Origin of the sequence: Klebsiella sp. 10 (assembly GCF_018223925.1) — a bacterium.
GTDB classification, from domain to species: domain Bacteria; phylum Pseudomonadota; class Gammaproteobacteria; order Enterobacterales; family Enterobacteriaceae; genus Klebsiella; species Klebsiella pneumoniae.
Genome location: NZ_JAGRRB010000013.1, coordinates 1 through 24,647, shown reverse-complemented (window position 1 = coordinate 24,647; position 24,647 = coordinate 1). Strand labels below are relative to the sequence as shown.

The following is a 24,647-nucleotide window of genomic DNA, read 5'->3' as shown; positions in this document are numbered from 1 at the left end:
ATTTTTACAGGTCGTTAATTTTGTCCTGCTCGGGTTGCATACAACTGTGAATGCTCTCACATAAAAAAGTCTTTCAGAACGTAACTTAGCGGTTCTTTATCACTCTGAAAGGAACTCCGATGAAACTAAAAACAATGAGCGCAGCACTTCTGTTGACTTTGCCTTTCTGGGCCTGCGCCAAAGATATCACCATAATTTATACCAACGATCTTCATGCCCATGTCGAACCTTATAAAGTGCCATGGATAGCGGATGGTAAACGAGATATTGGCGGTTGGGCGAATATCACGACGATGGTGAAACAGGAAAAAGCGAAAAATAACGCGACCTGGTTTTTTGATGCCGGAGATTATTTTACCGGGCCTTACATCAGTAGCCTGACTAAGGGCAAAGCGATAATCGATATTATGAATACGATGTCCTACGATGCGGTGACTATCGGTAATCATGAGTTCGATCACGGCTGGGATAATACGTTGCTTCAGCTTAGCCAGGCGACATTCCCGATTGTTCAGGGCAATATTTTTTATCAGAACAGCGATAAATCGTTCTGGGATAAACCCTATACCATTATCGAAAAAGATGGCGTGAAAATTGGCGTGATTGGCCTGCACGGCGTGTTTGCTTTTAATGACACCGTTTCTGCCGCGACGCGAGTGGGTATCGAAGCGCGCGATGAGGTGAAATGGCTACAGCATTATATCGATGAACTTAACGGTAAAGTGGATCTGACCGTGGCCCTGATCCATGAAGGCGTCCCGGCGCGTCAGTCGAGCCAGGGGGGAACCGATGTGCGTCGTGCGCTGGATAAAGATATTCAGACTGCGGGTCAGGTGAAAGGCCTGGACGTTTTAATTACCGGCCATGCTCACGTTGGCACACCGGAGCCCATTAAAGTGGGTAATACGTTGATCCTTTCTACCGATAGCGGCGGCATCGATGTGGGTAAACTGGTGCTGGATTATCAGGAGAAACCGCACCAATTCACGGTGAAGCACTTTGAGCTGAAGACGCTTTATGCCGATGAGTGGAAGCCTGATCCGCAGACAAAACAGGTCATCGACGGCTGGAATAAGCAACTTGATCAACTGGTGCAGCAGGTTGTCACGCGATCACCAGTCGAACTGACCCGCGCTTATGGCGTCTCTTCGCCGCTGGGCAATCTTGCCGCTGATGCATTGCTGCAGGCGGGAGGTAAGGGAACGCAGCTGGCGTTAACCAACTCGGGCGGGATCCGGAATGAAATCCCCGCCGGAGCGGTAAGCATGGGGGCCGTTATCAGCACCTTCCCGTTTCCCAACGAGCTGGTCACCATGGATCTAACCGGGAAGCAGTTGCGTAGCCTGATGGAGCATGGCGCCGGGTTGAGCAACGGCGTGCTGCAGGTCTCCCGGGGACTGGAAATGAAGTATGACAGCAGCAAACCTGTGGGCCAGCGCGTTGTGTTATTCAGGCTAAACGGTAAACCGATTGACGATACGACGGTTTACCATATTGCCACCAACAGCTTCCTTGCAGATGGCGGCGATGGTTTTGTCGCGTTTACCGAGGGGCAGGCGCGTAATACCTCCGGCGGCTATTACGTTTCAAATGCGGTCGTAGACTATTTCAAAGCCGGGCAAAAGATAACGGATGAGCAGCTTAACGGGCAGCGCGTTGTCGATGTGAAGAAATAAGTTTTTAAGGCCGGGCAGTCAGCCCGGCCTTAAGCGATCAGTGGGCCGCAAATACCGCCCTGGCGGCAAACAGGCCGTTGAGGGCCGCCGGGAATCCGGCATAGACTGCCATCTGCATGATCGCTTCCGTAATCTCCTCTTGCGTCAGGCCGACGTTTAATCCCGCGGCAATGTGTACTTTCAGCTGTGGCTCGGCGTTACCCAACGCCGTGAGCGCGGCGATGGTGGCGATTTCCCGGCTGCGTAAATCGAGCCCTGGCCTGGCGTAAATATCGCCGAAGGGGAACTCAATCAGATAGCGGGCGAAATCGGGGGCGATATCCCGCAGGCTGTCGACGACGGCTTCCCCGCCCTTACCATCCACCCGCTGAAGCATTTCCTGACCGATGATGTAACGTTCGCTGGACATCGTTTTTTCCTCTCTGTGATGGTGCGTTAAGAGGAAGGGTAGGGAAGTGTGCCGGACTTGAGTAATACCCTTTTCGTGATACCTTTTCAGTATGACAACTTCGCGATTACATTCCCTGGATATTCGCCTGCTGCGCGCCTTTGCCGTGGTAGCGGAGGAAAATAACATCAGCCGGGCGGCGCAGCGGTTATTTATCTCGCAGCCGCCGCTGACCCGCCATATCCGCCATCTGGAAGCGCAGCTGGGGGTGACGCTGTTTCAGCGCCATAGCAAAGGCCTGATCCTGACCGACGCGGGTAAAGAGGTGCTGGAGATGATTCAACCTCTGCTGGCGCTCCAGGAACGCACGCTGGCGGCATTGAGTGAGCTCGCCGTTCACTCGCCGCAGGCTCTACGTCTGGGCGTGACGACGGCCTTCGAACAGGGCATTTTCGCCGCCGTTGAGGCTGCGCTGAGCGAACATACCCGCGCGTTGCATATCACCCGCCACGCCTCACCGGCGCTGGCTCAGCAGGTACGCAAAGGCAAACTCGATGCGGCGCTGGTCGCGCTGCCGCTCAATACTGAAGGGCTGCACCTGCACCCATTGCCGTATCATGAGCCGCTCATTGCGGCATTACCTGCCTCCTGGCCGGAAGCCGCCAGGCCAGGGCTGACGTTAAGCGCGCTCAATCATCGGCCGCTGTTCTGGTTTAAACGCGAGCGTAATCCTGGTTTCTTTGACTACACGCGCCGCATTTTCGACCGGGCTGGCTATGCCCCGACGTATGTGGAAGAACCGGCCGAGCATGATGTGCTGCTGGCGCGTATTGCGCGCGGGGAAGGCATGATCCTGCTGCCGGCGTCCTTTTCCGCGATTCAGCGTCAGGGGGTGGCGTTCTGCCCGGTGGCTGAGGGCGACGCGATGCCGTTAAGCCTTGGGGTGATTTATGCGCCTCACCAGTCAGAGTCCGTGCAGCAATGGCTTTCTCTGCTGGATGGCATTCTGGCGACTGGCTAGTCTCAGGCTGACTCGCGAGCCACCTTATATTGCCCACCGAGCCGCTTCCTGTGCGTGGCCAGGTGATCGGAAGATGAACTTTTTTCATGTAGGTGACCTATTCCTCACTCTTTACGCAGATTTTTCTATTGACGCCCGCGCGCTTTTCCGTCATTTTTACATCTGGACGTCTAAACGTATAGAAGTTCGCAATATAACAGCCATTACATGCGATTGATGAGGTAAGGTATGAGCTTTTTTCACGCCAATCAGCGGGAAGCCCTGAATCAGAGCCTGGCGGAAGTCCAGGGCCAGATTAATGTGTCTTTTGAATTCTTTCCGCCGCGCACCAGTGAAATGGAGCAAACCCTGTGGAAATCCATCGATCGCCTGAGCAGTCTGAAACCGAAGTTTGTTTCGGTAACCTATGGCGCGAACTCTGGCGAGCGCGATCGCACCCACAGCATCATCAAAGGCATTAAAGAGCGAACCGGTCTGGAAGCAGCGCCGCACCTGACCTGTATCGATGCCAGCCGCGATGAGTTGCGCACTATCGCTCAGGATTACTGGAACAACGGTATCCGCCATATCGTCGCCCTGCGCGGCGACCTGCCGCCGGGCAGCGGTAAACCGGATATGTACGCCGCCGATCTGGTGACGTTGCTGAAAGAGGTAGGCGATTTTGATATCTCTGTCGCCGCGTATCCGGAAGTGCATCCGGAGGCGAAAAGCGCGCAGGCGGATTTACTGAACCTGAAGCGCAAAGTAGAAGCAGGGGCCAACCGCGCGATCACCCAGTTCTTCTTCGATGTGGAAAGCTACCTGCGTTTTCGCGATCGCTGCGTCTCGGCAGGCATCGACGTGGAAATCATTCCCGGTATCCTGCCGGTTTCCAACTTTAAACAGGCGAAAAAGTTTGCGGATATGACCAACGTCCGTATCCCGGTGTGGATGTCAAAAATGTTCGAAGGGCTGGATAACGACGCCGAAACCCGTCAACTGGTGGGGGCGAATATCGCCATGGACATGGTGAAGATCTTAAGCCGGGAAGGGGTCAAGGATTTCCACTTCTACACCCTGAACCGCGCCGAGATGAGCTACGCCATCTGCCATACGCTGGGCGTACGCCCGGCCTGAGTTTTCATTAACGTTTAGTGCGATGGCGAAGCCGGTATTCGCCATCGCTTTTTTTTGCCCAAAACGCTGATACAGGTCAGGGGAGAGCAGAAGATAAAGCGCGTATAGTGCCAGCCTGATAATTGACAGGGATGGGTTATGCAATGGCAAGGAAGAGCGATCCACTGGCGTTTGGCGGTTTGGCGTTATTAACGCTGATCTGGAGCTTTAGCTGGATCGCGATGAAGCAAGTGACGAGCTATATCGGCGCTTTTGACTTCACGGCGCTGCGCTGTATTTTTGGCGCCGTGGTGCTATGGATAGTGATGTTGATCCGCGGTAAAGCGCTCAAGCCGACGCCTTTCGGCTACACCCTGGCGATCGCGTTATTGCAAACCTGCGGCATGGTCGGTCTGGCACAGTGGGCGCTAATGAGCGGTGGCGCCGGTAAAGTGGCGATCCTGAGTTATACCATGCCATTCTGGGTAGTGGTGATGGCCGCGTTATTCTTAGATGAGCGCATGCGGCGATGGCAGTATATCGCCATCGGGGTGGCATGCGTGGGCCTGATACTCGTACTTCAGCCTTGGCAACTCGATTTTACCTCCCTGAAAAGCGCCTTGCTGGCGATCCTCTCTGGCGTGAGCTGGGGGGCAGGTGCGATCGTCGCGAAGCGTATGTATACCCGGTATCCGCAGGTTGATTTGCTGGCGCTAACGACATGGCAGATGCTATATGCCGCCGTAGTAATGAGCGTAGTGGCCTGGCTCGTCCCGCAACGGGCGGTAGACTGGCAGCCCGACGTTTTCTGGGCCCTGGCTTACAGCGCAATCCTTGCAACGGCGCTGGCCTGGAGTCTGTGGCTTTTTGTACTGCGTAATTTACCGGCAAGTATAGCCGGTCTGAGTACGCTGGCCGTACCGGTCTGTGGCGTGCTATTTTCCTGGTGGCTACTACATGAAAATCCAGGAAAGGTGGAAGGTTGTGGCGTTGCGTTGATAGTACTGGCGTTGGCGATGATCAGTATCAAGAGACGAGGGGCATAGCCTGCTCCGGCCTGCAGAGATGCATAAAAAACACCCGGCTGTCGCCGGGTGTTTTGCTCTGGTTTATTCCCATTCCTGCAGGAAGCGCTGACCATACTGGTCGGCCACCAGCAGCGCGGCGTAGACCTGGTCGGAATCAACGCCGCCCGGCATATTGTGAATGGTTTCGCCTTCAGCGCAGGCGGCTTCCGCCACCAGACGCATTTTGGTCGGGATATCACCTTTGATATCCAGCTGCGCCAGGGTGATCGGCAGCCCAACGCTGTGGCACAGCGCGGCGACGGTCTCTATTTCGTCCACCGGCGCATTTTCCAGCACCAGCTGCGTCAGGGTTCCGAACGCCACTTTTTCCCCGTGATAATAGTGATGGGCGTCAGGGATGGCCGTCATGCCGTTATGAATCGCGTGCGCCGCCGCGAGACCACCGCTTTCGAAACCCACGCCGCTCAGATAGGTGTTGGCTTCCACCACCCGCTCCAGCGCCGGGGTGACCACGTGCTGTTCGGCGGCCAGCATCGCTTTTTCACCCTCTTCGAGTAAGGTGTTGTAGCATAGCTCGGCCAGCGCCAGCGCCGCCTGGGTGCACTTCCCGCCCGCCATGGTGGTGGCGCCGCTACGGGAGCAGGCGCGGGCTTCGAACCAGGTAGCCAGCGCATCGCCAATCCCGGCGGCCAGCAGGCGGGCCGGCGCGCCGGCAACGATCTGCGTATCGACAATGACCATGTTGGGGTTGCGCGGCAGCATCAGGTAGCTGTCGAATTCCCCTTCGTCGGTGTATATCACCGACAGCGCGCTGCACGGCGCATCGGTGGAGGCGATGGTGGGGGCGATCGCCACCGGCACATTCATAAAGTGGGCCAGCGCTTTCGCGGTATCCAGGGTTTTGCCACCGCCGATCCCCAGCACGGCGGTGCACTTCGCGTTGCCGGCGATATCGCGTAGGCGGTTGATTTCATTATGCGAACACTCACCGCCAAACGGCGCGATTTCGGCCGCCAGGCCAGCGTCGGCCAGGCTTTTACGCAGCATCTCTTCCGCAAACCCCAGGACGAACTTATCACCGACCACCAGCCAGCGCTCGGCCAGCGGTTTCAGATAGTCGCCGAGGCGCTTGATGGCGCCTGCGCCCTGGATATATTTGCCTGGTGATTGAATAATGCGATCCATTTCGATTCCTCCTCGATGACCGTGACGCCGCCCGCAGGCGGCTCGCGGATCCGGTTACAGATTCAGCGTGCCAAAGGCGTTATTCCAGTCTTGTTCAAACTTCTCTATGGCTGACTCTACCGCAGGGGTGCCGAGCATTTGTTGCGCTACATCTAGTGGAAGGGTGATTGCTTCGCAGCCAGCCAGCAGACAATCCAGCGCCTGGCGTGGCGTTTTGAAGCTTGCCGCCAGAACTTTGCTCTCGGGCGCATGCATTTCCAGCAGGGATTGCAGCTCCTGCACCATGCGGATGCCGTCCCCGCCCTGGGCGTCGACGCGGTTAACGTAAGGCGCGACGTACTTTGCGCCGGCCAGCGCGGCCAGCAGGCCTTGCGAAGCGCTGTAGACGGCGGTGCCAAGGGTCGGGATGCCTTCTTTCTTCAGCAGTTTGATAGCGGCGAGCCCTTCGGCGGTGACCGGGATTTTGACCACAATGCCCGGCACGGCATTGCTCAGACGTTTGGCCTCTTCCACCATGCCCTGCGCGTCGCGGCTCATGGTCTGCGCGAAGAGGGTGCCCTCCGGACCGACGGCTTTTTGCAGGCGCGGCAGCACATCCCAGACCGGGACTTTACCGGCGGCGATAATGCTCGGGTTGGTGGTTACCCCGGCCAGCGGGTAGATGCGGGCCAGGCGTTCCACTTCGGCGACGTTGGCGGTATCCAGATAGAGTTCCATTGTGTTTTCCTCAATGCTTAATTCGGTGCTGTCGTTGAGGTAAGCATACGGCTTTCGTTCGAAGGATAGCCAGATGACAAATTTGCCAAAAACTGGATAAATGTACGCATCGTGATTAAGGATGATTTAGATCACATTTATCGGCGCTGGCTGGGATGGGAGGTAACTATAGCGCGCACAAAAGTCAGGTTTAACACACAAAAATCTAGTTTTTTACCGGGGATGTTTTTTCCGTCAGCTGGCTATGGTACTGGCGGCGGTATTCAGACGGCGAGCGTTCCGTAGTTTTGCGGAACAGGCGGCAGAAGTAGTTGCTGTCGGCGAAGCCGCAGGCGTGGGCGATGTCTTTCACTTTCATATCGTGGCCCTTCAGCAGCATACGGGCCTGTTCGAGACGAATATGGTTTAGATATTCATTGAAGCCCATTGGCCCACATTTCTGGAACAGATGGGAAAGATAGTTGGGAGAGAGGTAGAACGCCTGGGCCACCGATTCCCGGCTCAGCGGTTCCGCATAATGGATGTCCATATATTGGCGGATCGCTTCAAACAACGCCTGGCTGCGCGAGGAGGTTTGCGCCTGGCTGCCGAGAAGATCATGGCAGTGGCTGAGCAGGCTGACGACGATGCTGCGGGCGGTTTGCTGCTCCTGCGGTTGCATCCGGAGTTCATTGAGCGCCTGCAGCAGAAATGATCCGACGCGCGGCCCGCGGCGCAGCGCCTGCCGCTTGTCGACAACAGTTATCGCCTTGCCATTCCAGTGCTGCAGCGAGCACTCCAGCTGCTGCTTAGCGAACAGGATGCTTAACAGCAGGCAAGGCGCTTGCCACTGCGGGCAGTTCCAGCTATCGCCAGGAATATAGAGCACGTCGTTGGCTTCGAGGGGAGGGGCGTTATCGCCGAGCGCCTGGTCGGGCAACTGCCCATCGAGGAGGATATTCAGACGGGGAAAATCCACCTGCACCACCGGCTCAGCAGGCGAGCGCGTCTCGCCGGCGAAATAAACCCGGCCGAGGCTGGTCTGCTTTTTTAGCAATGCATCAATAAGTTGATTGATATCGTTGTCCATCATTCTTCCGTTCAGCGCATCACCCTTTTCATCATACCGGACATTATTCCAGCGGTAAAAGCGCTTGCCTGTCGCTCTTGCCTCCCAGATAAGATATGTTATATCGTAACAATTTGTCGCCATTGATAGCAAACTCAGGAGAGAGTAATGACCAGAAAGATCCCCCTGCTGGCCTTAGGATTCGGCATGGCTTTAGCCAGCGCCCAGGCGTTCGCCCACGGCAACCATAGCCATGGCCCGGCGTTAACCGAAGTGGAGCGTCAGGCCAGCGAAGGCATTTTTGCGGATAAAGATGTGCAGGACCGCGCGCTGAGCGACTGGGAAGGCGTCTGGCAGTCGGTGAACCCGTATCTGCTCAATGGCGATCTCGATCCGGTGCTGGAGCAGAAGGCGAAAAAGCCCGGCGGCAAGAGCGTGGAGGAGTATCGCGCCTATTATAAGAAGGGCTACGCCACCGCTGTGGAGCAGATTGGCATTGAAGATGACGTGATTGAGTTCCACGTTGGCCAGACCGTCAATAGCTGCAAATACCGCTATTCAGGCTATAAAATTCTGCATTACGCCTCCGGTAAGAAGGGCGTGCGTTATCTGTTCGAGTGCCAGCAGGGCGATGCCAACGCGCCGAAATTTGTGCAATTCAGCGACCATATCATTGGCCCGCGTAAATCACAGCATTTCCATATTTTCATGGGCAATGAATCACAGGAGGCGTTGCTGAAAGAGATGGATAACTGGCCGACCTATTATCCGTATGCGCTGCATAAAGAACAGATCGTTGATGAGATGCTGCACCACTAGAACGGGCGGAAAACCCCCGGCCGGGCGGCCGGGGGGAGAAAGATTAACCGGTGTTACGCATACCGGCGGCGACGCCGGCGATGGTGACCATCAGCGCTTGTTCAACGCGCGGATCCGGGTCCTTGCCCTCTTCTTCAGCCTGGCGTGAACGGTGCAGCAGTTCCGCCTGCAGGACGTTCAGCGGGTCGGTATAGATATTACGCAGCTGGATAGACTCGGCGATCCACGGCAGGTCGGCCATCAGATGGGAGTCGTTGGCGATGGCCAGCACGACGTTGATATCGGCAGCCAGCAGCTTGCGCAGCTCGGAACCCAGCGCCCACAGCTCCGGCTTCACCAGGCGCTGATCGTAGTACTCCGCCAGCCACAGGTCGGCCTTCGAGTAAACCATCTCCAGCATGCCGAGGCGGGTAGAGAAGAACGGCCAGTCGCGACACATGGCTTCCAGTTCACTCTGTTTTCCACCTTCGACCACCTTCTGCAGCGCAGCGCCAGCGCCCAGCCAGGCTGGCAGCATTAGGCGGTTCTGGGTCCAGGCGAAGATCCACGGAATGGCGCGCAGCGACTCGACGCCGCCGGTTGGACGACGTTTTGCCGGACGCGAACCCAGCGGCAGTTTGCCCAGCTCCTGCTCCGGGGTCGCAGAGCGGAAGTAAGGGACGAAATCTTTGTTTTCACGCACGTAGCCGCGATACATCTTGCACGACACGTCGGACAGCTCGGCCATGATGTCGCGCCATTCTGCTTTCGGCTCCGGCGGCGGCAGCAGGTTGGCTTCCAGAATGGCGCTGGTATACAGCGACAGGCTGCTGATGGTGACTTCCGGCAGGCCGTACTTAAAGCGGATCATCTCGCCCTGCTCGGTAACGCGCAGGCCGCCTTTCAGGCTTCCCGGCGGCTGCGAGAGCAGCGCGGCGTGGGCCGGCGCGCCGCCGCGGCCGATAGAGCCGCCGCGACCGTGGAACAGCGTCAGTTCAATACCGGCTTTTTCGCAGGTTTTGATCAGCGCGTCCTGCGCCTGGTACTGCGCCCAGGAGGCGGCCATCACGCCGGCATCTTTAGCGGAGTCAGAGTAGCCGATCATGACCATCTGCTTGCCCTGGATAAAGCCGCGGTACCAGTCGATATTCAGCAGCTGGGTCATGACGTCGTTGGCGTTGTTGAGGTCATCCAGCGTTTCGAACAGCGGGGCCACCGGCAGAGCAAAGCCAATCCCGGCTTCTTTCAGCAGGAGATGAACCGCCAGCACATCGGACGGCGTTTTCGCCATCGAGATCACGTAGGCGGCGATCGATCCGCGCGGCGCCTCGGCGATCACCTTGCAGGTGTCGAGAACTTCACGCGTCTCTTCGCTTGGCTCCCACTGGCGCGGCAGCAGCGGACGTTTGGAATTCAGTTCGCGGATCAGGAAAGCCTGTTTGTCGGCTTCCGACCAGCTTTCGTAGTCGCCGATCCCGAGGTAACGGGTCATTTCACCCAGCGCTTCGGTATGGCGGGTGCTTTCCTGACGAATATCAATACGCACCAGCGGTACGCCGAAAGACTTCACGCGGCGCAGGGTGTCGAGCAGTTCGCCGTTGGCGATAATGCCCATGCCGCAGGCCTGCAGCGATTTATAGCAGGCGTACAGCGGCTCCCACAGCTGCTCGTTCTGAGTGATCAGTCCCGCCGGTTTCGGCAGCTTCTGACCTTTCAGACGCGCTTCCAGCCAGGCCTGGGTCTCCATCAGCTGAGAGCGCAGTTTTTTCATCAGATAACGGTAAGGTTCCTGAGCGCCCTCGGCGCCAGCCAGGGCGCGCAGCTCGTCGGTACACTCCACCATCGACAGCTCGGAGATCAGCACCTGCACGTCTTTGAGGAACAGGTCGGTCGCTTTCCAGCGGCTGAGCAGCAGCACGTGGCGGGTGATGTCGGCAGTCACGTTCGGGTTGCCGTCGCGGTCGCCGCCCATCCACGAGGTGAAACGCACCGGGACGAAGTCCACCGGCAGCTGATAGCCAAGGTTGGCTTCCAGCTGTTCGTTCAGCTCGCGCAGATAGTTAGGCACCCCTTCCCACAGGCTGTTTTCCACCACCGCGAAGCCCCATTTGGCTTCATCGACCGGGGAAGGGCGGTGCTTACGAATTTCATCGGTATGCCACGACTGGGCGATCAGCTGGCGCAGACGGCGCATCAGCTGATGGTGCTCATAGTCAGCGATATCTTTGTTGTCCAACTGCTTAAGGCAGTTGTTCACTTCCACCATTTTATGGATCAGCGTCCGGCGGGTGATCTCGGTCGGGTGGGCGGTTAACACCAGCTCCAGAGACAGCGATTCCACCGCTTGTTTGATGGTCTCTTCGTTGAGATTGGGTTGGTCTTTGAGCTTTCTCAGGGTACGCGCAATGACTTCCGGATTGCTGGCCGCTTCGCCATTGGCCGAAATGCTGTGGTACTGCTCAGCGGTGTTGGCCAGATTCAGAAACTGGCTGAAGGCACGGGCCACCGGCAGCAGTTCGTCGTTTGACAAATTCTGCAGCGTGGTCAGCAGCTCCTGGCGGTTAGCTTCGTTGCCGGCGCGTGAAGATTTGGACAACTTACGGATAGTTTCGACACGATCAAGAATATTTTCTCCCAATGCATCCTTGATGGTATCGCCCAGCACCTTGCCGAGCATACTGACATTACTACGCAATGCGGAATATTGTTCGTTCATGTTACCCCAGACACCCCATCTCATTTTATTTTGTTATATCCGCTGCGCTGGAACGTGAGCAACGGATAAGCAACCCGTCTTTTATAAAGCCACGTAAATACCCCCACGTCAATTACTGCGAAATCGCTTCAGCAAACGAGTAAATCGCCGTAATTTGCGAAATTTAATTCAGGGAGCGCTGGATAAGCATCGCTTATGGAAATGTGACGATCGTCACCGTTCCGCCCCGGGAGAACGGGGCGGAAAAAGAGGGCGATTTTAGTGCCAGCAGAAGTGATGAACCACCTGGCTAATCAGCTCCCGGGTCGGCTTGATAAAGCGCGTCTCCAGATACTCGTCAGGCTGATGGGCCTGATTGATGGAGCCCGGGCCGAGAACCAGCGTCGGACACAGCGTCTGGATAAACGGCGCTTCGGTGCAGTAATTCACCACGTCGGTCTGCGCGCCAAGCAGTTTCTCGACCACCTGCACCAGCTTATGGTCCGGCGGGCACTCGTAGCCGGGGATCGGCGGATGCAGCTCAGAGACCGTCAGGCGGCCCGGCCAGCGTTCGCTGACCGGGGCCAGCGCCTCGCCCAACAGACCATTTAGATCGTTTAGGGTCATCCCCGGCAGCGGGCGGATATCCATATGCAGTTCACAGCAGGCGCAGATACGGTTTGAGGCATCGCCGCCATGGATAGCGCCCAGGTTGAGGGTTGGGTAAGGGACCGTAAACGCCTCGAAGTGATAGCGCTCTTTTAGCAGATCGCGCAACTGCATAATCCGGCCGATGGCGTCGTGCATCAGCTCAATCGCGTTGACCCCGCGCGCCGGATCGCTGGAGTGGCCGGACTGGCCCTGAATACGGATCGCGTTGGACATATGGCCTTTGTGGGCGCGGATCGGCTGCAGGGAGGTGGGCTCGCCGATGATGGCGCAGTCCGGGCGCAGCCGGGTGGTTTCGGCAAAGTAGCGCGCGCCGGCCATGCTGGTCTCTTCGTCGGCGGTGGCCAGAATATACAGCGGCTTTTTCAACGTGGTGACGTCGACATCGCGCAGGGCGTCGAGAATAAAGGCGAAGAAGCCTTTCATATCGGCCGTGCCGAGGCCGTAGAGCTTGTTATCGTGTTCGGTGAGGATGAACGGGTCGCGCGTCCAGCGGCCATCATCGAACGGCACGGTATCGGTATGCCCGGCGAGCAGCAGGCCGCCGGCGCCGTGTCCGGTGCTGGCCAGCAGGTTGAATTTATGGCGCGTATCCGGCACCGGCTGTATCTCAACATTGAAGCCGAGATCGCGGAACCAGCCTGCCAGCAAATTGATTAAAGACTCATTGCTTTGATCGAGAGCCTCTTCGGTCGCGCTGATGGACGGTGTGGCGATCAACGCGCGGTAAATCTCGATAAAGGGCGGTAAATTGTTTTTCATTGTTGACACACCTTGGGTCGTGATAGTATCAATATTCATGCATTTATTGTGAATAAAAATACAATATCGTTGAGCGTAAGAAAACCCATCGAATGTAAGGAGATGCGCTTCCAATGTTAAATACGCTGATTGTGGGTGCCAGTGGTTATGCCGGCGCAGAGCTGGTGACCTATATCAATCGTCATCCGCATATGAACATAACCGCTTTGACGGTCTCCGCGCAAAGCAATGATGCGGGAAAATTAATTTCCGACCTGCATCCGCAGCTCAAAGGCATTGTCGATATGCCGCTGCAGCCGATGTCCGATATCAGCGAATTCAGCGCTGGCGTGGACGTGGTGTTTCTCGCCACCGCGCACGAAGTGAGTCACGATCTGGCGCCGCAGTTCCTTGCCGCTGGCTGCGTGGTGTTCGATCTCTCCGGTGCCTTCCGCGTTAACGATGGGGCGTTCTACGAAAAATATTACGGTTTCACTCATCAGCATCCCGACCTGCTCAAACAGGCGGTGTATGGTCTGGCGGAGTGGAGCGCGGATGCGCTTAAAGACGCGCAGTTAATCGCAGTGCCAGGCTGCTATCCGACGGCGGCGCAGCTGTCGCTGAAGCCGCTGATTGAGGCCAATCTGCTGGATCTCAACCAGTGGCCGGTAATCAACGCTACCAGCGGGGTGAGCGGCGCGGGTCGTAAAGCCGCGATCGGCAACAGCTTCTGTGAAGTTAGCCTGCAGCCGTACGGCATATTTAACCATCGCCATCAGCCGGAGATTGCCAGCCACCTCGGGGCAAAGGTAATTTTTACCCCGCACCTGGGTAATTTTAAGCGCGGCATCCTGGAAACCATCACCTGCCGCCTGAAGCCGGGCGTCGGCCATGCGCAGATCGCGGCGGTTTACCAGCAGGCTTACGCCGATAAACCACTGGTACGTTTATATGATAAAGGCGTGCCCGCTTTGAAAAGCGTCGAAGGCCTGCCATTCTGTGATATCGGTTTTGCCGTGCAGGACGATCATCTCATCGTCGTCGCGGCAGAGGATAACCTGCTGAAAGGCGCCGCAGCGCAGGCGGTGCAGTGCGCGAATATTCGTTTCGGCTTCGCTGAGACGCAGTCTCTTATTTAAGGTGTGATGATGAACCCATTAATTATCAAACTTGGCGGCGTATTACTCGATAGCGAAGAAGCGCTGGAGCGCCTTTTTACCGCGCTGGTTAACTACCGTGAAGCGCACCAGCGTCCGCTGATTATCGTCCACGGCGGCGGCTGCGTGGTGGATGAGCTGATGAAGCAGCTCAACCTGCCGGTGCAGAAGAAAAATGGCCTGCGCGTTACGCCGGCTGAGCAAATCGACATCATCACCGGCGCGCTGGCGGGAACCGCCAACAAGACGCTGCTGGCGTGGGCGAAAAAACATGGTATTTCCTCGGTAGGCCTGTTCCTCGGCGATGGCGATAGCGTGAAGGTCACGCAACTGGATGCTGAGCTGGGCCATGTCGGGCTGGCGCAGCCGGGCTCCCCGGCACTGATCAACACCCTGTTGGCCGGCGGTTACCTGCCGGTGGTGAGCTCTATCGGGGTGACCGATGAGGGCCAGCTGATGAACGTCAACGCTGACCAGGCGGCGACAGCGCTGGCGGCCACCCTGGGGGCGGATCTGATCCTGTTGTCTGACGTTAGCGGTATCCTCGACGGTAAAGGGCAGCGCATTGCCGAGATGACCGCCGAGAAAGCGGAACAGCTGATCGAGCAGGGGATTATCACCGACGGCATGATTGTTAAAGTGAATGCGGCCCTTGACGCCGCACGTGCTCTGGGTCGTCCGGTGGATATCGCCTCCTGGCGTCACGCCGAGCAGCTGCCGGCGTTATTTAACGGCACGCCGATCGGCACACGTATTCTGGCTTAAGATTTCATGCCCGGCGGCGCGTCGTCTGCCGGGCTTACAAGACCGTAGGCCGAGCGGCACAATGCCGCCGGCGGAACTAACGAATAAAGGAAGCATGTTATGGCACTTTGGGGCGGGCGTTTTACACAGGCAGCAGATCAACGGTTCAAACAGTTCAACGACTCGTTGCGCTTCGACTATCGTCTGGCGGAGCAGGATATCGTTGGCTCTGTCGCCTGGTCGAAAGCGCTGGTAACGGTCGGCGTTCTGAGTGCCGCTGAACAGCAGCAGCTGGAAGAAGCGCTGAACGTGCTGCTGGAAGAGGTGCGCGCCAATCCGCAGCAAATCCTCGCCAGCGATGCCGAAGATATTCACAGCTGGGTGGAAGGCAAGCTGATCGATAAAGTGGGCCAGCTGGGCAAGAAACTGCACACCGGGCGCAGCCGTAACGACCAGGTCGCCACCGATCTTAAACTGTGGTGCAAAGATACCGTTGTCGAACTGCTCTCGGCGAACCGCCAGCTGCAGAGCGCGCTGGTGGAGACCGCCCAGCAGAATCAGGACGCGGTAATGCCGGGGTACACCCACCTGCAGCGCGCCCAGCCGGTGACGTTCGCGCACTGGTGTCTGGCCTACGTTGAAATGCTGGCGCGTGACGAAAGCCGTCTGCAGGACGCGCTGAAGCGCCTCGACGTCAGCCCGCTGGGCTGCGGCGCGCTGGCGGGGACGGCGTATGAGATCGACCGCGAGCAGCTGGCCGGCTGGCTGGGCTTTGCCTCCGCCACCCGCAACAGCCTCGACAGCGTGTCCGATCGCGATCATGTGCTGGAGCTGCTTTCCGATGCGGCTATCGGCATGGTGCATCTGTCGCGCTTTGCGGAAGATTTGATTTTCTTTAACTCCGGCGAGGCGAACTTCGTCGAGCTTTCCGACCGTGTAACCTCCGGCTCCTCGCTGATGCCGCAGAAGAAAAACCCGGACGCCCTGGAGCTTATCCGTGGCAAATGCGGCCGCGTGCAGGGAGCGCTGACCGGCATGATGATGACGCTGAAAGGACTGCCGCTGGCCTACAACAAAGACATGCAGGAAGATAAAGAGGGGCTTTTCGACGCCCTGGATACCTGGCTCGACTGCCTGCATATGGCGGCCCTGGTGCTGGACGGCATTCAGGTAAAACGCCCGCGCTGTGCGGAAGCGGCGCAGCAGGGCTATGCCAACGCCACTGAGCTGGCGGATTATCTGGTGGCGAAAGGCGTACCGTTCCGCGAGGCGCACCATATTGTCGGTGAAGCGGTAGTGGAAGCCATTGCGCAAGGGAAACCGCTGGAAGCGCTGACCCTGGCCGATCTGCAGAAATTCAGCCCGGTGATTGCGGACGATGTGTATCCGATCCTGTCGCTGCAGTCTTGCCTCGAGAAACGCGCAGCGAAAGGCGGCGTCTCGCCGCAGCAGGTAGCCCAGGCTATCAACGAGGCGAAGGCTCGTTTAAGCTAATCCTTAGATATCTGCCCTCCCTGACCCGGCCAAGCCCAGCGACGCCGGGTTTTTTATGCAAAAAAAAAGCGGACGCAAGGTCCGCAAAAGTTCACGTTGGCTTTAGTTGTTCGGGTAGAGAAACAGTGTGACGGGTCAGTGATTTTCACAGGTAGACCGTCTTTATGGGCGTATTATTGAACAGAAAACTTGATAGGGATAATCGTTCGTTGCTATGCTATCTATCGCCATGGACTATCGTGGCGATGGAGGATGAATAATGAATATTCGCGATCTTGAATACCTGGTAGCGCTCGCCGAACACCGCCACTTCCGGCGGGCGGCTGACTCATGCCATGTGAGCCAACCGACGCTCAGCGGACAGATCCGCAAGCTGGAGGATGAGCTTGGCGTCATGCTGCTGGAGCGCACCAGCCGTAAGGTTCTGTTTACCCAGGCGGGGCTGTTGCTGGTGGATCAGGCGCGTACCGTGTTACGCGAAGTAAAAGTGCTCAAGGAAATGGCAAGCCAACAAGGGGAAACCATGTCCGGGCCGCTGCATATCGGCCTGATCCCGACAATTGGCCCGTACCTGCTGCCGCACATCATTCCGATGCTGCATCAGACCTTCCCGAAGCTGGAAATGTATCTGCACGAAGCGCAGACCCATCAGCTGCTGGCTCAGCTCGACAGCGGTAAGCTCGACTGCGCCATCCTGGCGCTGGTCAAAGAGAGCGAGGCCTTTATCGAGGTGCCGCTGTTCGATGAGCCGATGATGCTGGCTATCTATGAAGATCATCCGTGGGCGAACCGCGATCGGGTGCCGATGTCGGATCTGGCCGGTGAAAAGCTGCTGATGCTGGAGGATGGCCACTGTCTGCGCGATCAGGCGATGGGCTTCTGCTTTGAAGCGGGGGCGGATGAGGATACCCACTTCCGCGCGACCAGCCTGGAAACGCTGCGCAATATGGTGGCGGCAGGCAGCGGCATTACCCTGCTGCCGGCGCTGGCGGTGCCGCAAGAGAGAAAACGCGATGGCGTAGTCTACCTGCCGTGCATTAAGCCAGAGCCAAGACGCACCATCGGTCTGGTTTATCGTCCGGGCTCCCCGCTGCGCAGCCGCTATGAACATCTGGCGGAGGCCATCCGCGGCACGATGGATGGCCATTTCGACAAGGCGTTAAAACAGGCGGTTTAAGCCGTTCAGCGCGGCAACCCGGTACGCTTCCGCCATGGTCGGGTAGTTAAAGGTGGTGTTGACGAAGTACTCAATGGTGTTGCCACCGCCTTTCTGCTCCATGATCGCCTGGCCGATATGAATAATTTCGGCCGCGCGCTCGCCAAAGCAGTGAATGCCAAGGATCTCCTTGGTTTCACGATGGAACAGGATCTTCAGCGTACCAACGCTCATACCGACGATTTGCGCCCGCGCCAGGTGTTTAAACTGGGCGCGGCCCACCTCATACGGCACTTTCATCGCCGTCAGCTGCTGCTCGGTTTTCCCGACGGAGCTGATTTCCGGAATGGTATAGATCCCGGTCGGGATATCTTCAATCAGATGCGCTGAGGCTTCGCCTTTCACCAGCGCCTGGGCGGCAATGCGTCCCTGATCGTAAGCGGCAGAAGCCAGGCTTGGATAGCCGATGACATCGCCAACCGCATAGATGTGCGGGAGGGCGGTCTGATACATGCTGTTGACCTTCAGCTGACCGCGGCTGTCGGTCTGCAGACCGATATTTTCCAGCGCCAGGGTGTCGGTGTTGCCGGTGCGGCCGTTAGCGTACAGCAGGCAATCGGCCTTCAGCTTTTTGCCGGACTTCAGGTGCATGATCACCCCGTCATCCACCCCTTCAATTTTCTCATACTCCTCGTTGTGGCGAATAACCACGCCGCTGTTCCAGAAGTGATAAGAGAGCGAGTCTGACATCTCCTGATCGAGGAAGGCCAGCAGACGATCGCGGGTGTTGATCAGATCGACCTTCACCTCCATGCCGCGGAAGATCGACGCATATTCACAACCGATCACCCCGGCGCCGTAAATGATCACATGGCGCGGCTCATGCTGCAGGCTGAGAATCGAATCGCTGTCATAGATGCGCGGGTGGTGGAAATCGACATCCGCCGGATGGTAGGGACGCGATCCGCAGGCGATAACGAATTTCTCCGCAGTCACAGTCTCGACCGTGCCGTCATGGCACTCCAGCGCCAGAGTATGCTCATCCACGAAGTGGGCATTGCCCTGCAGAATTTCACAGTGGTTGCGCTCATAGAATCCCTGGCGCATATGAGTCTGCTGGTTGATGACGCTGTCGGCATGGTTAAGGATGTCGGCGAAAGAAGAGCGAAGAAGGCGGGAGTGGTCGCTGTAGAGGGGGTTTTGGTTAAACTCGATAATACGGCTGACGGCATGGCGGAGGGCTTTCGACGGGATGGTGCCCCAGTGGGTGCAACCGCCGCCGACATTATGGTAGCGCTCGATGACGGCAACGCGTGCTCCCTGTTTCACCAGTCCCATGGCGGCGCCTTCCCCGCCAGGACCGGAACCAATCACTATTGCATCATAATCCCAAGAGTGTGACATGGCATTACTCACCTGTTTTATACATAAAATAAACACGATGATAACATTCGCTGCGCTTTAACCCAATTATCGTTGTGCTTTTTTGCAGCATAAAAGCAGAAACGGCTCGTAAACAATCATTCACAATCCAGGGCAAACCGATTAGTTTTAATCTCTGGTATAGTGCCAGCAGGGCTATTGGAAGGATTCATACATCGTGATGGGCGTAAGAGCACAACAAAAAGAAAAAACCCGCCGTTCGCTGGTGGAAGCGGCATTCAGTCAACTTAGCGCTGAGCGGAGTTTCGCCAGCCTGAGCTTGCGTGAAGTGGCCCGGGAAGCAGGGATCGCGCCGACGTCCTTTTATCGTCATTTTCGCGACGTCGATGAGCTGGGCCTGACGATGGTCGATGAGAGCGGACTGATGCTGCGCCAGCTGATGCGCCAGGCGCGCCAGCGGATAGCCAAAGGCGGCAGCGTGATCCGCACCTCGGTCTCCACCTTTATGGAATTTATCGGTAACAACCCGAACGCCTTCCGCCTGCTGCTGCGCGAGCGCTCGGGAACTTCTGCGGCGTTTCGCGCCGCCGTCGCACGCGAGATCCAGCACTTTATTGCGGAACTCGCCGACTATTTAGAACTCGAAAACCATATGCCGCGCGCCTTTACCGAAGCGCAGGCTGAAGCTATGGTCACCATCGTTTTTAGCGCTGGCGCGGAAGCGCTGGATGTCGGCCCTGAGCAGCGCCGGCAGCTGGAGGAACGGTTGGTACTGCAGCTTCGAATGATCTCGAAAGGCGCGTATTACTGGTATCGCCGTGAACAAGAAAAAATGTCACATCATTCCGAATAACGTGAAGGACGAGCAATGAAACACTCAGTTCAAGATAAAGGTACGCTGCTGCTGGCGCTGATTGCCGGGTTATCCATTAATGGCGCCTTTGCGGCGCTGTTCAGTTCGATAGTTCCGTTTTCCGTCTTCCCCATTTTATCCCTGCTGCTGACGGTCTACTGTCTGCATCAGCGCTATCAGAATCGCAGTATGCCCGTTGGGCTACCGGGCCTGGCCGCCGCCTTTTTTATTCTCGGGGTGCTGTTGTACAGCACCGTCGTGCGTGCGGAGTACCCGGATATCGGTTCTAACTTCTTCCCGGCCGTTCTGTCCGTCGCGATGGTCTTCTGGATCGGCTACAAGATGCGTAACCGCAAAGATACCGCAGCCGAGTAAGCCGCCAGCGGTAAAAAAACCGGCAATATGACATTGCCGGTTTTTTTGGGCCTATTTGCGGGTCAGCAGGACGCCGCACTCCATGTGATGGGTATACGGGAACTGGTCGAACAGCGCTAGCCGGGTAACGTTGTGCGTCTGGCTTAGCGTTTCCAGATTGCGACACAGCGTTTCCGGGTTGCACGAAATGTACAAAATACGCGGATAGGCCTGCACCATTTTTTCCGTCTCGCTGTCCAGCCCGCTGCGCGGTGGATCGACGAAGATGGTTTCGCACTGATAGCTATGCAGATCGATACCCTGCAGCCGGTTGAACTGCCGCACCCCGTTCATCGCCTGAGTAAACTCTTCCGCCGCCATGCGGATAATCTGCACGTTGTCGATATGGTTAGCGGCGATGTTGTACTGCGCCGCCGCCACCGACGGTTTGGCGATTTCGGTGGCCAATACGCGATCGAAATTACGCGCCAGCGCCAGCGAGAAGTTACCGTTGCCGCAGTACAATTCCAGCAGGTCGCCAGTCGCCCCTTTGGTGACATCCAGTGCCCACTCCAGCATCTGAATGTTCATGGCCGCGTTCGGTTGGGTAAAGCTGTTTTCCACCTGACGGTAGATCATCTCCCGCCCGCCAACCGGCAGGCGTTCATCTATATAGTCTTGATCGAGCTCGATTTTGGTTTTGGTCGCCCGCCCAATCAGATGCACATTGAGCCCCTGGGCTCGCAGGGCGTCACGCAGCGCCTCCGCTTGCTCACGCCAGGCATCGTCCAGCTTTTTATGATACAGCAGCGAAACGACCGCCTGGTTGCTGAGGGTGGTCAGATAGTCAATCTGGAACAGCTTCTGGCGTAGCACGGGATTGTTGCGTACGCCCTCCAGCATGGCGGTCATCAGCTGATTGATCAGCGCGCTGGCGGCCGGGAAGCTGTCAACGCGAATCCGCGACCGGGTCTGCTGATCGAAAATAATATGGTACAGATCGTCGCCATCGTGCCACAGACGGAACTCGGCGCGCATGCGGTAGTGGCTGACCGGCGAACGAAACACTTCCGGAACCGGCGCGGCAAAAGGCGCCATCATGGTTTGCAAACGGACGACTTTTTCTGCCAGCTGCGCTTCGTATTGTTCGGTAGGAAGGTGTTCGGGGGTCATGATGCATCCTGAATAAAATAAGTACGCGGGGATTGTAGGGAAAGCGCCGGGGATGTCCAGCCTCGAATGTGGCGGGAAATATAATTAGCAGTCTGGACATCTATATGAGTCTAATTGTAGCATTCGCCTACCGGTCCTGTGAGTTAAAAGGGAACCCAGTGGAAATCTGGGGCTGACGCGCAGCGGTAAGGAAGGTGAGAAATGAGCGCACTCGGTGCAGACACTGCGGCTAGCCGTGGGAAGTCATTATTTCTTGAAACAGCCTCCAAGCCCGAAGACCTGCCGGAATACGTCGCACTGGGTTTTATCGTCGCGAGCAAATGATAAAACCTGCGGCATCCTTTTTCTGTTTCGGATGCTTTTACAATGATTAAAAAAGCTTCGCTGATGACGGCCTTATCCGTCACGGCATTTTCCGGCTGGGCGCAGGATAGCAATTCAGATACGTTAGTGGTGACAGCAAACCGTTTTCAACAACCGGTCAATACCGTGCTGGCGCCGACCGACATTGTGACGCGCGATGACATCGACCGCTGGCAGTCCAAAGATTTAAACGATGTCATGCGTCGTCTTCCCGGGGTCGATATTGCCCGCAACGGCGGCATGGGGCAGAGCGCTTCGCTGTATGTTCGGGGGACGGAGGCTCGTCACGTGCTGGTGCTGATCGACGGTGTGCCGATGGCGCGTCCGGGGATCTCCAACGGCGTAGATATCAGTCAGATCCCTATCTCACTGGTCCAGCGGGTGGAATACATCCGCGGCCCGCGCTCCGCGGTGTACGGCTCCGGAGCGATCGGCGGGGTGGTGAACATCATCACCATGACCGACGCTGAGCGTTCGCAGATCAACGCCGGCGCGGGTACGAACGGCTATCAGTCCTATGACGGCGCCTTTAACAAGCGGTTTGGCGATACGTTGGTTACCGCTGCTGGCGCCTATCAGACCACCAAAGGGTTTAACGTCCAACCGAATTCCTCTTACAGCGGCGACAGCGATCGCGACGGCTACCGCAATAAAATGCTGTGGGGCGGGGTACAGCATCAGTTCGATGACAACTTCTCGGGGTTCTTCCGCGGCTATGGTTATTCCGCCAACGCTGACTATGACCAGGGTAACTGGGGCTACGCAGGTGGAAACGATGAAGATCAATCCTATACCCAATCCTGGGATACCGGTCTGCACTACCATTCCGGAATTTACTCCTCCCAGCTGATTGCTAACTATCAGCGCATCAAAGATTACAACTACAGCAGCGACGCTGGCCGCTATGCCGCGGGCACCACCCTGGATGATATGGAACAGCGCTATATCCAGTGGGGAAATAATGTTGTGGTAGGCCATGGGGCAGTGAGCGGCGGCGTTGACTGGAAACAAGAGAAGCTGAAATCCAGCGGAACGACCAGTACCGACGTGTATAAGCGTGACACCACCGGTCTTTATCTGACGGGACAGCAGCAGATTGACAGCGTGACGCTGGAAGCTTCCGGCCGTGAGGATCATGACGAGCAGTTTGGCTGGCACGGTACCTGGCAGACGGCCGCAGGCTGGGAATTTATCGACGGTTATCGGACAACGCTCTCGTACGGCACAGGATTCCTCGCCCCCTCCCTCGGGCAGCAGTACGGGGCAGAACGCTTTGGCATCGCCTCTAACCCGAATCTGAAGCCAGAGGAGTCGAAGCAATGGGAAGCGGGCCTTGAAGGGTTAACGGGGCCGGTCGACTGGCGCCTCTCCGCGTATCGCTATGAGATTCAAAACCTCATCGATTACGACAACAACGCCTATTACAACGTCAAGTCGGCGACGATTAAGGGGCTGGAGTGGACGGGGAATATAATCACCGGGCCGGTGGAGCACCATCTGACGCTGCAGTATGTTGACCCTCGCGATGATGAAACCAATAAGATCCTCTATCGCCGGGCGAAGCAGCAGGTGAAATACGAGCTGAACGGCCAGGTCTACGATCTGGGGTGGGATGTGACGTATCACTACATCGGCAAGCGTTACGATTATGACTACGACAACTCGCGTACCGTCAATATGGGTGGGTTGAGCCTCTGGGATGTCGGTTTATCGTATCCCGTCACCTCACACCTGACAGTTCGTGGTAAAATAGCCAACCTGTTCGATAAAGATTACGAGACAGTTTATGGCTACCAATCTGCAGGACGGGAATACACCTTGTCTGGCAGCTACACCTTCTGATCCACGTCCCACCGTGCTGGTGTTTGATTCCGGCGTCGGTGGGTTGTCGGTTTATAATGAGATTCGGCAGCTGCTGCCGAATCTGCATTACATCTATGCTTTCGATAACGTTGCCTTCCCCTATGGCGAGAAGAGCGAGGAGTTTATCGTTGAGCGCGTTGTGGAAATCGTCACTGCTGTCCAGCAGCGTTATCCCCTGGCGCTGGCGGTGATCGCCTGCAATACCGCCAGTACCGTCTCCCTGCCTGCCCTGCGTGAAAAGTTCGCTTTCCCCGTCGTTGGCGTGGTGCCGGCGATCAAGCCCGCCGCCCGTTTAACGGCGAACGGCATTGTTGGCCTGCTGGCGACGCGCGGTACCGTAAAGCGTCCTTATACCCGTGAGCTGATCGACCGCTTTGCCAATGAATGTCGGATTGAAATGCTGGGGTCGGCGGAGCTGGTGGAGCTGGCGGAAGCGAAGCTGCACGGCGAGCCTGTGCCGTTAGAAGAGCTGCGCCGTATCCTGCGCCCGTGGCTGCGGATGCAGGAGCCGCCGGATACGGTGGTGCTGGGCTGCACCCACTTTCCTCTTTTACAGGAGGAGCTGCAGCGCGTTCTGCCGGAAGGCACACGGCTGATCGATTCCGGCGCGGCGATTGCCCGTCGCACCGCCTGGCTGTTAGAGCATGAAGCGCCGGATGCGAAGTCCAGCGACGAGAATAAGGCATTCTGCATGGCGCTGACGGCAGAAACAGAACAGCTTTTACCCGTTCTGCGTCGCTATGGCTTCTCGACGCTGGAAAAATTACCGCTCTAAGGGCGTTTTGCACAAAAAAGAGACGGTTGAATAATTTTTTGAAAACAGGGCTTGTCAACGTCTCAGAACTCCCTATAATGCGCCTCCACTGACACGGAACAACGGCAAGCAAGCCGCCGGGTCAGCAGGGTTTTGGCGGTGAAGTTCAGCGCTAAAAACTGACAGAGAAAAGCAAAATAAGGGCTTGACTCTGAATGAGGAAAACGTATTATACGGGACCTCGCAACGGTGAGCTGAAAGCCGCGTTGCAACTGCTCTTTAACAATTTATC

The 24,647-nt window shown here is 57.0% G+C and carries 21 protein-coding genes and 1 riboswitch; of the genes, 13 read left to right on the top strand and 8 right to left on the bottom strand.

What is annotated here, in order from left to right; translation table 11 throughout:
• Positions 1–119: 119 nt before the first annotated feature.
• A complete protein-coding gene (locus tag KHQ26_RS15420; protein ID WP_020804540.1) occupies positions 120–1,676 on the top strand; it encodes a bifunctional metallophosphatase/5'-nucleotidase in 1,557 nt (518 codons plus the stop codon).
• A gap of 37 nt (positions 1,677–1,713) precedes the next feature.
• Here KHQ26_RS15420 and KHQ26_RS15415 read toward each other — a convergent pair whose 3' ends face one another.
• The gene (locus KHQ26_RS15415) at positions 1,714–2,085 is read right to left on the bottom strand and encodes a carboxymuconolactone decarboxylase family protein (RefSeq protein WP_002882947.1); all 372 of its coding nucleotides are present in this window, start codon (positions 2,083–2,085) and stop codon (positions 1,714–1,716) included.
• 91 nt (positions 2,086–2,176) lie between these two features.
• Here KHQ26_RS15415 and KHQ26_RS15410 point away from each other — a divergent pair, with 91 nt between their 5' ends.
• The 3 genes from KHQ26_RS15410 to KHQ26_RS15400 all read left to right on the top strand — a co-directional run bounded on the left by KHQ26_RS15410 (position 2,177) and on the right by KHQ26_RS15400 (position 5,226).
• The gene (locus KHQ26_RS15410; RefSeq protein ID WP_020804542.1) at positions 2,177–3,085 is read left to right on the top strand and encodes a LysR family transcriptional regulator; all 909 of its coding nucleotides are present in this window, start codon (positions 2,177–2,179) and stop codon (positions 3,083–3,085) included.
• Between the two features lie 228 nt (positions 3,086–3,313).
• Positions 3,314–4,201, top strand: coding sequence for a methylenetetrahydrofolate reductase (gene metF / locus KHQ26_RS15405; RefSeq protein WP_002882952.1), 888 nt, complete (start codon positions 3,314–3,316; stop codon positions 4,199–4,201).
• Between the two features lie 143 nt (positions 4,202–4,344).
• On the top strand, positions 4,345–5,226 hold the full coding sequence (locus KHQ26_RS15400; RefSeq protein ID WP_020804534.1) for a DMT family transporter: 882 nt from the start codon (positions 4,345–4,347) through the stop codon (positions 5,224–5,226).
• A gap of 63 nt (positions 5,227–5,289) precedes the next feature.
• Here KHQ26_RS15400 and gldA read toward each other — a convergent pair whose 3' ends face one another.
• From gldA to KHQ26_RS15385, 3 genes are all read right to left on the bottom strand, one after another.
• Positions 5,290–6,393 carry a bifunctional L-1,2-propanediol dehydrogenase/glycerol dehydrogenase gene (gene gldA / locus KHQ26_RS15395; RefSeq protein ID WP_004146274.1) on the bottom strand — a complete coding sequence of 368 codons (1,104 nt, stop codon included), beginning with the start codon at positions 6,391–6,393 and terminating at the stop codon, positions 5,290–5,292.
• A gap of 54 nt (positions 6,394–6,447) precedes the next feature.
• Entirely contained in the window at positions 6,448–7,110 is a 663-nt protein-coding gene (fsa, locus tag KHQ26_RS15390; RefSeq protein ID WP_004177977.1) for a fructose-6-phosphate aldolase, read from the bottom strand.
• 205 nt (positions 7,111–7,315) lie between these two features.
• Positions 7,316–8,302 (bottom strand): AraC family transcriptional regulator, encoded by a 987-nt coding sequence (locus tag KHQ26_RS15385; RefSeq protein ID WP_020804532.1) that lies wholly within the window; start codon positions 8,300–8,302, stop codon positions 7,316–7,318.
• 24 nt (positions 8,303–8,326) lie between these two features.
• On the opposite strand from KHQ26_RS15385, the gene zinT reads away from it, so the two are divergent.
• Positions 8,327–8,977, top strand: a complete 651-nt coding sequence (zinT, locus tag KHQ26_RS15380) for a metal-binding protein ZinT (protein WP_020804533.1) — start codon at positions 8,327–8,329, stop codon at positions 8,975–8,977.
• Between the two features lie 43 nt (positions 8,978–9,020).
• Here the strand turns inward: zinT and ppc are convergent, their stop codons facing one another.
• Both ppc and argE read right to left on the bottom strand, forming a co-directional pair.
• Positions 9,021–11,672: a phosphoenolpyruvate carboxylase gene (gene ppc, locus KHQ26_RS15375; RefSeq protein ID WP_004181636.1), complete on the bottom strand. Its 2,652-nt coding sequence runs from the start codon at positions 11,670–11,672 to the stop codon at positions 9,021–9,023.
• A gap of 258 nt (positions 11,673–11,930) precedes the next feature.
• A complete protein-coding gene (gene argE, locus KHQ26_RS15370; protein ID WP_020804538.1) occupies positions 11,931–13,082 on the bottom strand; it encodes an acetylornithine deacetylase in 1,152 nt (383 codons plus the stop codon).
• A gap of 113 nt (positions 13,083–13,195) precedes the next feature.
• Here argE and argC point away from each other — a divergent pair, with 113 nt between their 5' ends.
• The 4 genes from argC (at position 13,196) to oxyR (ending at position 17,633) form a co-directional block, all read left to right on the top strand.
• Entirely contained in the window at positions 13,196–14,200 is a 1,005-nt protein-coding gene (argC, locus tag KHQ26_RS15365; protein WP_004181637.1) for an N-acetyl-gamma-glutamyl-phosphate reductase, read from the top strand.
• A 6-nt stretch (positions 14,201–14,206) separates the two neighbouring features.
• On the top strand, positions 14,207–14,983 hold the full coding sequence (gene argB / locus KHQ26_RS15360; protein ID WP_004187843.1) for an acetylglutamate kinase: 777 nt from the start codon (positions 14,207–14,209) through the stop codon (positions 14,981–14,983).
• 99 nt (positions 14,984–15,082) lie between these two features.
• Positions 15,083–16,456: an argininosuccinate lyase gene (gene argH / locus KHQ26_RS15355; protein ID WP_004146283.1), complete on the top strand. Its 1,374-nt coding sequence runs from the start codon at positions 15,083–15,085 to the stop codon at positions 16,454–16,456.
• A gap of 259 nt (positions 16,457–16,715) precedes the next feature.
• Entirely contained in the window at positions 16,716–17,633 is a 918-nt protein-coding gene (gene oxyR / locus KHQ26_RS15350) for a DNA-binding transcriptional regulator OxyR (protein ID WP_002883015.1), read from the top strand.
• Here oxyR and sthA read toward each other — a convergent pair.
• The gene (gene sthA, locus KHQ26_RS15345) at positions 17,616–19,016 is read right to left on the bottom strand and encodes a Si-specific NAD(P)(+) transhydrogenase (RefSeq protein ID WP_002883016.1); all 1,401 of its coding nucleotides are present in this window, start codon (positions 19,014–19,016) and stop codon (positions 17,616–17,618) included. The two genes, oxyR and sthA, sit on opposite strands and share 18 nt — an antisense overlap.
• A 196-nt stretch (positions 19,017–19,212) precedes the next feature.
• On the opposite strand from sthA, the gene fabR reads away from it, so the two are divergent.
• Both fabR and KHQ26_RS15335 read left to right on the top strand, forming a co-directional pair.
• Positions 19,213–19,848, top strand: a complete 636-nt coding sequence (gene fabR, locus KHQ26_RS15340) for an HTH-type transcriptional repressor FabR (protein ID WP_004151856.1) — start codon at positions 19,213–19,215, stop codon at positions 19,846–19,848.
• Positions 19,849–19,863: 15 nt separating this feature from the next.
• Positions 19,864–20,223: a YijD family membrane protein gene (locus tag KHQ26_RS15335; RefSeq protein ID WP_002883021.1), complete on the top strand. Its 360-nt coding sequence runs from the start codon at positions 19,864–19,866 to the stop codon at positions 20,221–20,223.
• Between the two features lie 51 nt (positions 20,224–20,274).
• Here KHQ26_RS15335 and trmA read toward each other — a convergent pair whose 3' ends face one another.
• Positions 20,275–21,375, bottom strand: a complete 1,101-nt coding sequence (gene trmA / locus KHQ26_RS15330; RefSeq protein ID WP_002883023.1) for a tRNA (uridine(54)-C5)-methyltransferase TrmA — start codon at positions 21,373–21,375, stop codon at positions 20,275–20,277.
• Between the two features lie 114 nt (positions 21,376–21,489).
• A riboswitch (cobalamin riboswitch) is annotated at positions 21,490–21,677 on the top strand.
• 64 nt (positions 21,678–21,741) lie between these two features.
• Here trmA and btuB point away from each other — a divergent pair.
• Together btuB and murI are read left to right on the top strand one after the other, a co-directional pair.
• Positions 21,742–23,580: a TonB-dependent vitamin B12 receptor BtuB gene (gene btuB, locus KHQ26_RS15325; RefSeq protein ID WP_009309738.1), complete on the top strand. Its 1,839-nt coding sequence runs from the start codon at positions 21,742–21,744 to the stop codon at positions 23,578–23,580.
• On the top strand, positions 23,525–24,376 hold the full coding sequence (gene murI, locus KHQ26_RS15320; RefSeq protein WP_002883026.1) for a glutamate racemase: 852 nt from the start codon (positions 23,525–23,527) through the stop codon (positions 24,374–24,376). Before btuB ends, murI begins: the two co-directional genes overlap by 56 nt.
• Positions 24,377–24,647: the final 271 nt, after the last annotated feature.

Excerpts from the sequence above, each read along its gene's own strand:
- KHQ26_RS15420 (WP_020804540.1), top strand. The coding sequence starts at position 120 with ATGAAACTAAAAACAATGAGCGCAGCACTTCTGTTGACTTTGCCTTTC.
- KHQ26_RS15415 (WP_002882947.1), bottom strand. The coding sequence starts at position 2,085 with ATGTCCAGCGAACGTTACATCATCGGTCAGGAAATGCTTCAGCGGGTG.
- KHQ26_RS15410 (WP_020804542.1), top strand. The coding sequence starts at position 2,177 with ATGACAACTTCGCGATTACATTCCCTGGATATTCGCCTGCTGCGCGCC.
- metF (WP_002882952.1), top strand. The coding sequence starts at position 3,314 with ATGAGCTTTTTTCACGCCAATCAGCGGGAAGCCCTGAATCAGAGCCTG.
- KHQ26_RS15400 (WP_020804534.1), top strand. The coding sequence starts at position 4,345 with ATGGCAAGGAAGAGCGATCCACTGGCGTTTGGCGGTTTGGCGTTATTA.
- gldA (WP_004146274.1), bottom strand. The coding sequence starts at position 6,393 with ATGGATCGCATTATTCAATCACCAGGCAAATATATCCAGGGCGCAGGC.
- fsa (WP_004177977.1), bottom strand. The coding sequence starts at position 7,110 with ATGGAACTCTATCTGGATACCGCCAACGTCGCCGAAGTGGAACGCCTG.
- KHQ26_RS15385 (WP_020804532.1), bottom strand. The coding sequence starts at position 8,302 with ATGGCGACAAATTGTTACGATATAACATATCTTATCTGGGAGGCAAGA.
- zinT (WP_020804533.1), top strand. The coding sequence starts at position 8,327 with ATGACCAGAAAGATCCCCCTGCTGGCCTTAGGATTCGGCATGGCTTTA.
- ppc (WP_004181636.1), bottom strand. The coding sequence starts at position 11,672 with ATGAACGAACAATATTCCGCATTGCGTAGTAATGTCAGTATGCTCGGC.
- argE (WP_020804538.1), bottom strand. The coding sequence starts at position 13,082 with ATGAAAAACAATTTACCGCCCTTTATCGAGATTTACCGCGCGTTGATC.
- argC (WP_004181637.1), top strand. The coding sequence starts at position 13,196 with ATGTTAAATACGCTGATTGTGGGTGCCAGTGGTTATGCCGGCGCAGAG.
- argB (WP_004187843.1), top strand. The coding sequence starts at position 14,207 with ATGATGAACCCATTAATTATCAAACTTGGCGGCGTATTACTCGATAGC.
- argH (WP_004146283.1), top strand. The coding sequence starts at position 15,083 with ATGGCACTTTGGGGCGGGCGTTTTACACAGGCAGCAGATCAACGGTTC.
- oxyR (WP_002883015.1), top strand. The coding sequence starts at position 16,716 with ATGAATATTCGCGATCTTGAATACCTGGTAGCGCTCGCCGAACACCGC.
- sthA (WP_002883016.1), bottom strand. The coding sequence starts at position 19,016 with ATGTCACACTCTTGGGATTATGATGCAATAGTGATTGGTTCCGGTCCT.
- KHQ26_RS15335 (WP_002883021.1), top strand. The coding sequence starts at position 19,864 with ATGAAACACTCAGTTCAAGATAAAGGTACGCTGCTGCTGGCGCTGATT.
- trmA (WP_002883023.1), bottom strand. The coding sequence starts at position 21,375 with ATGACCCCCGAACACCTTCCTACCGAACAATACGAAGCGCAGCTGGCA.
- btuB (WP_009309738.1), top strand. The coding sequence starts at position 21,742 with ATGATTAAAAAAGCTTCGCTGATGACGGCCTTATCCGTCACGGCATTT.
- murI (WP_002883026.1), top strand. The coding sequence starts at position 23,525 with ATGGCTACCAATCTGCAGGACGGGAATACACCTTGTCTGGCAGCTACA.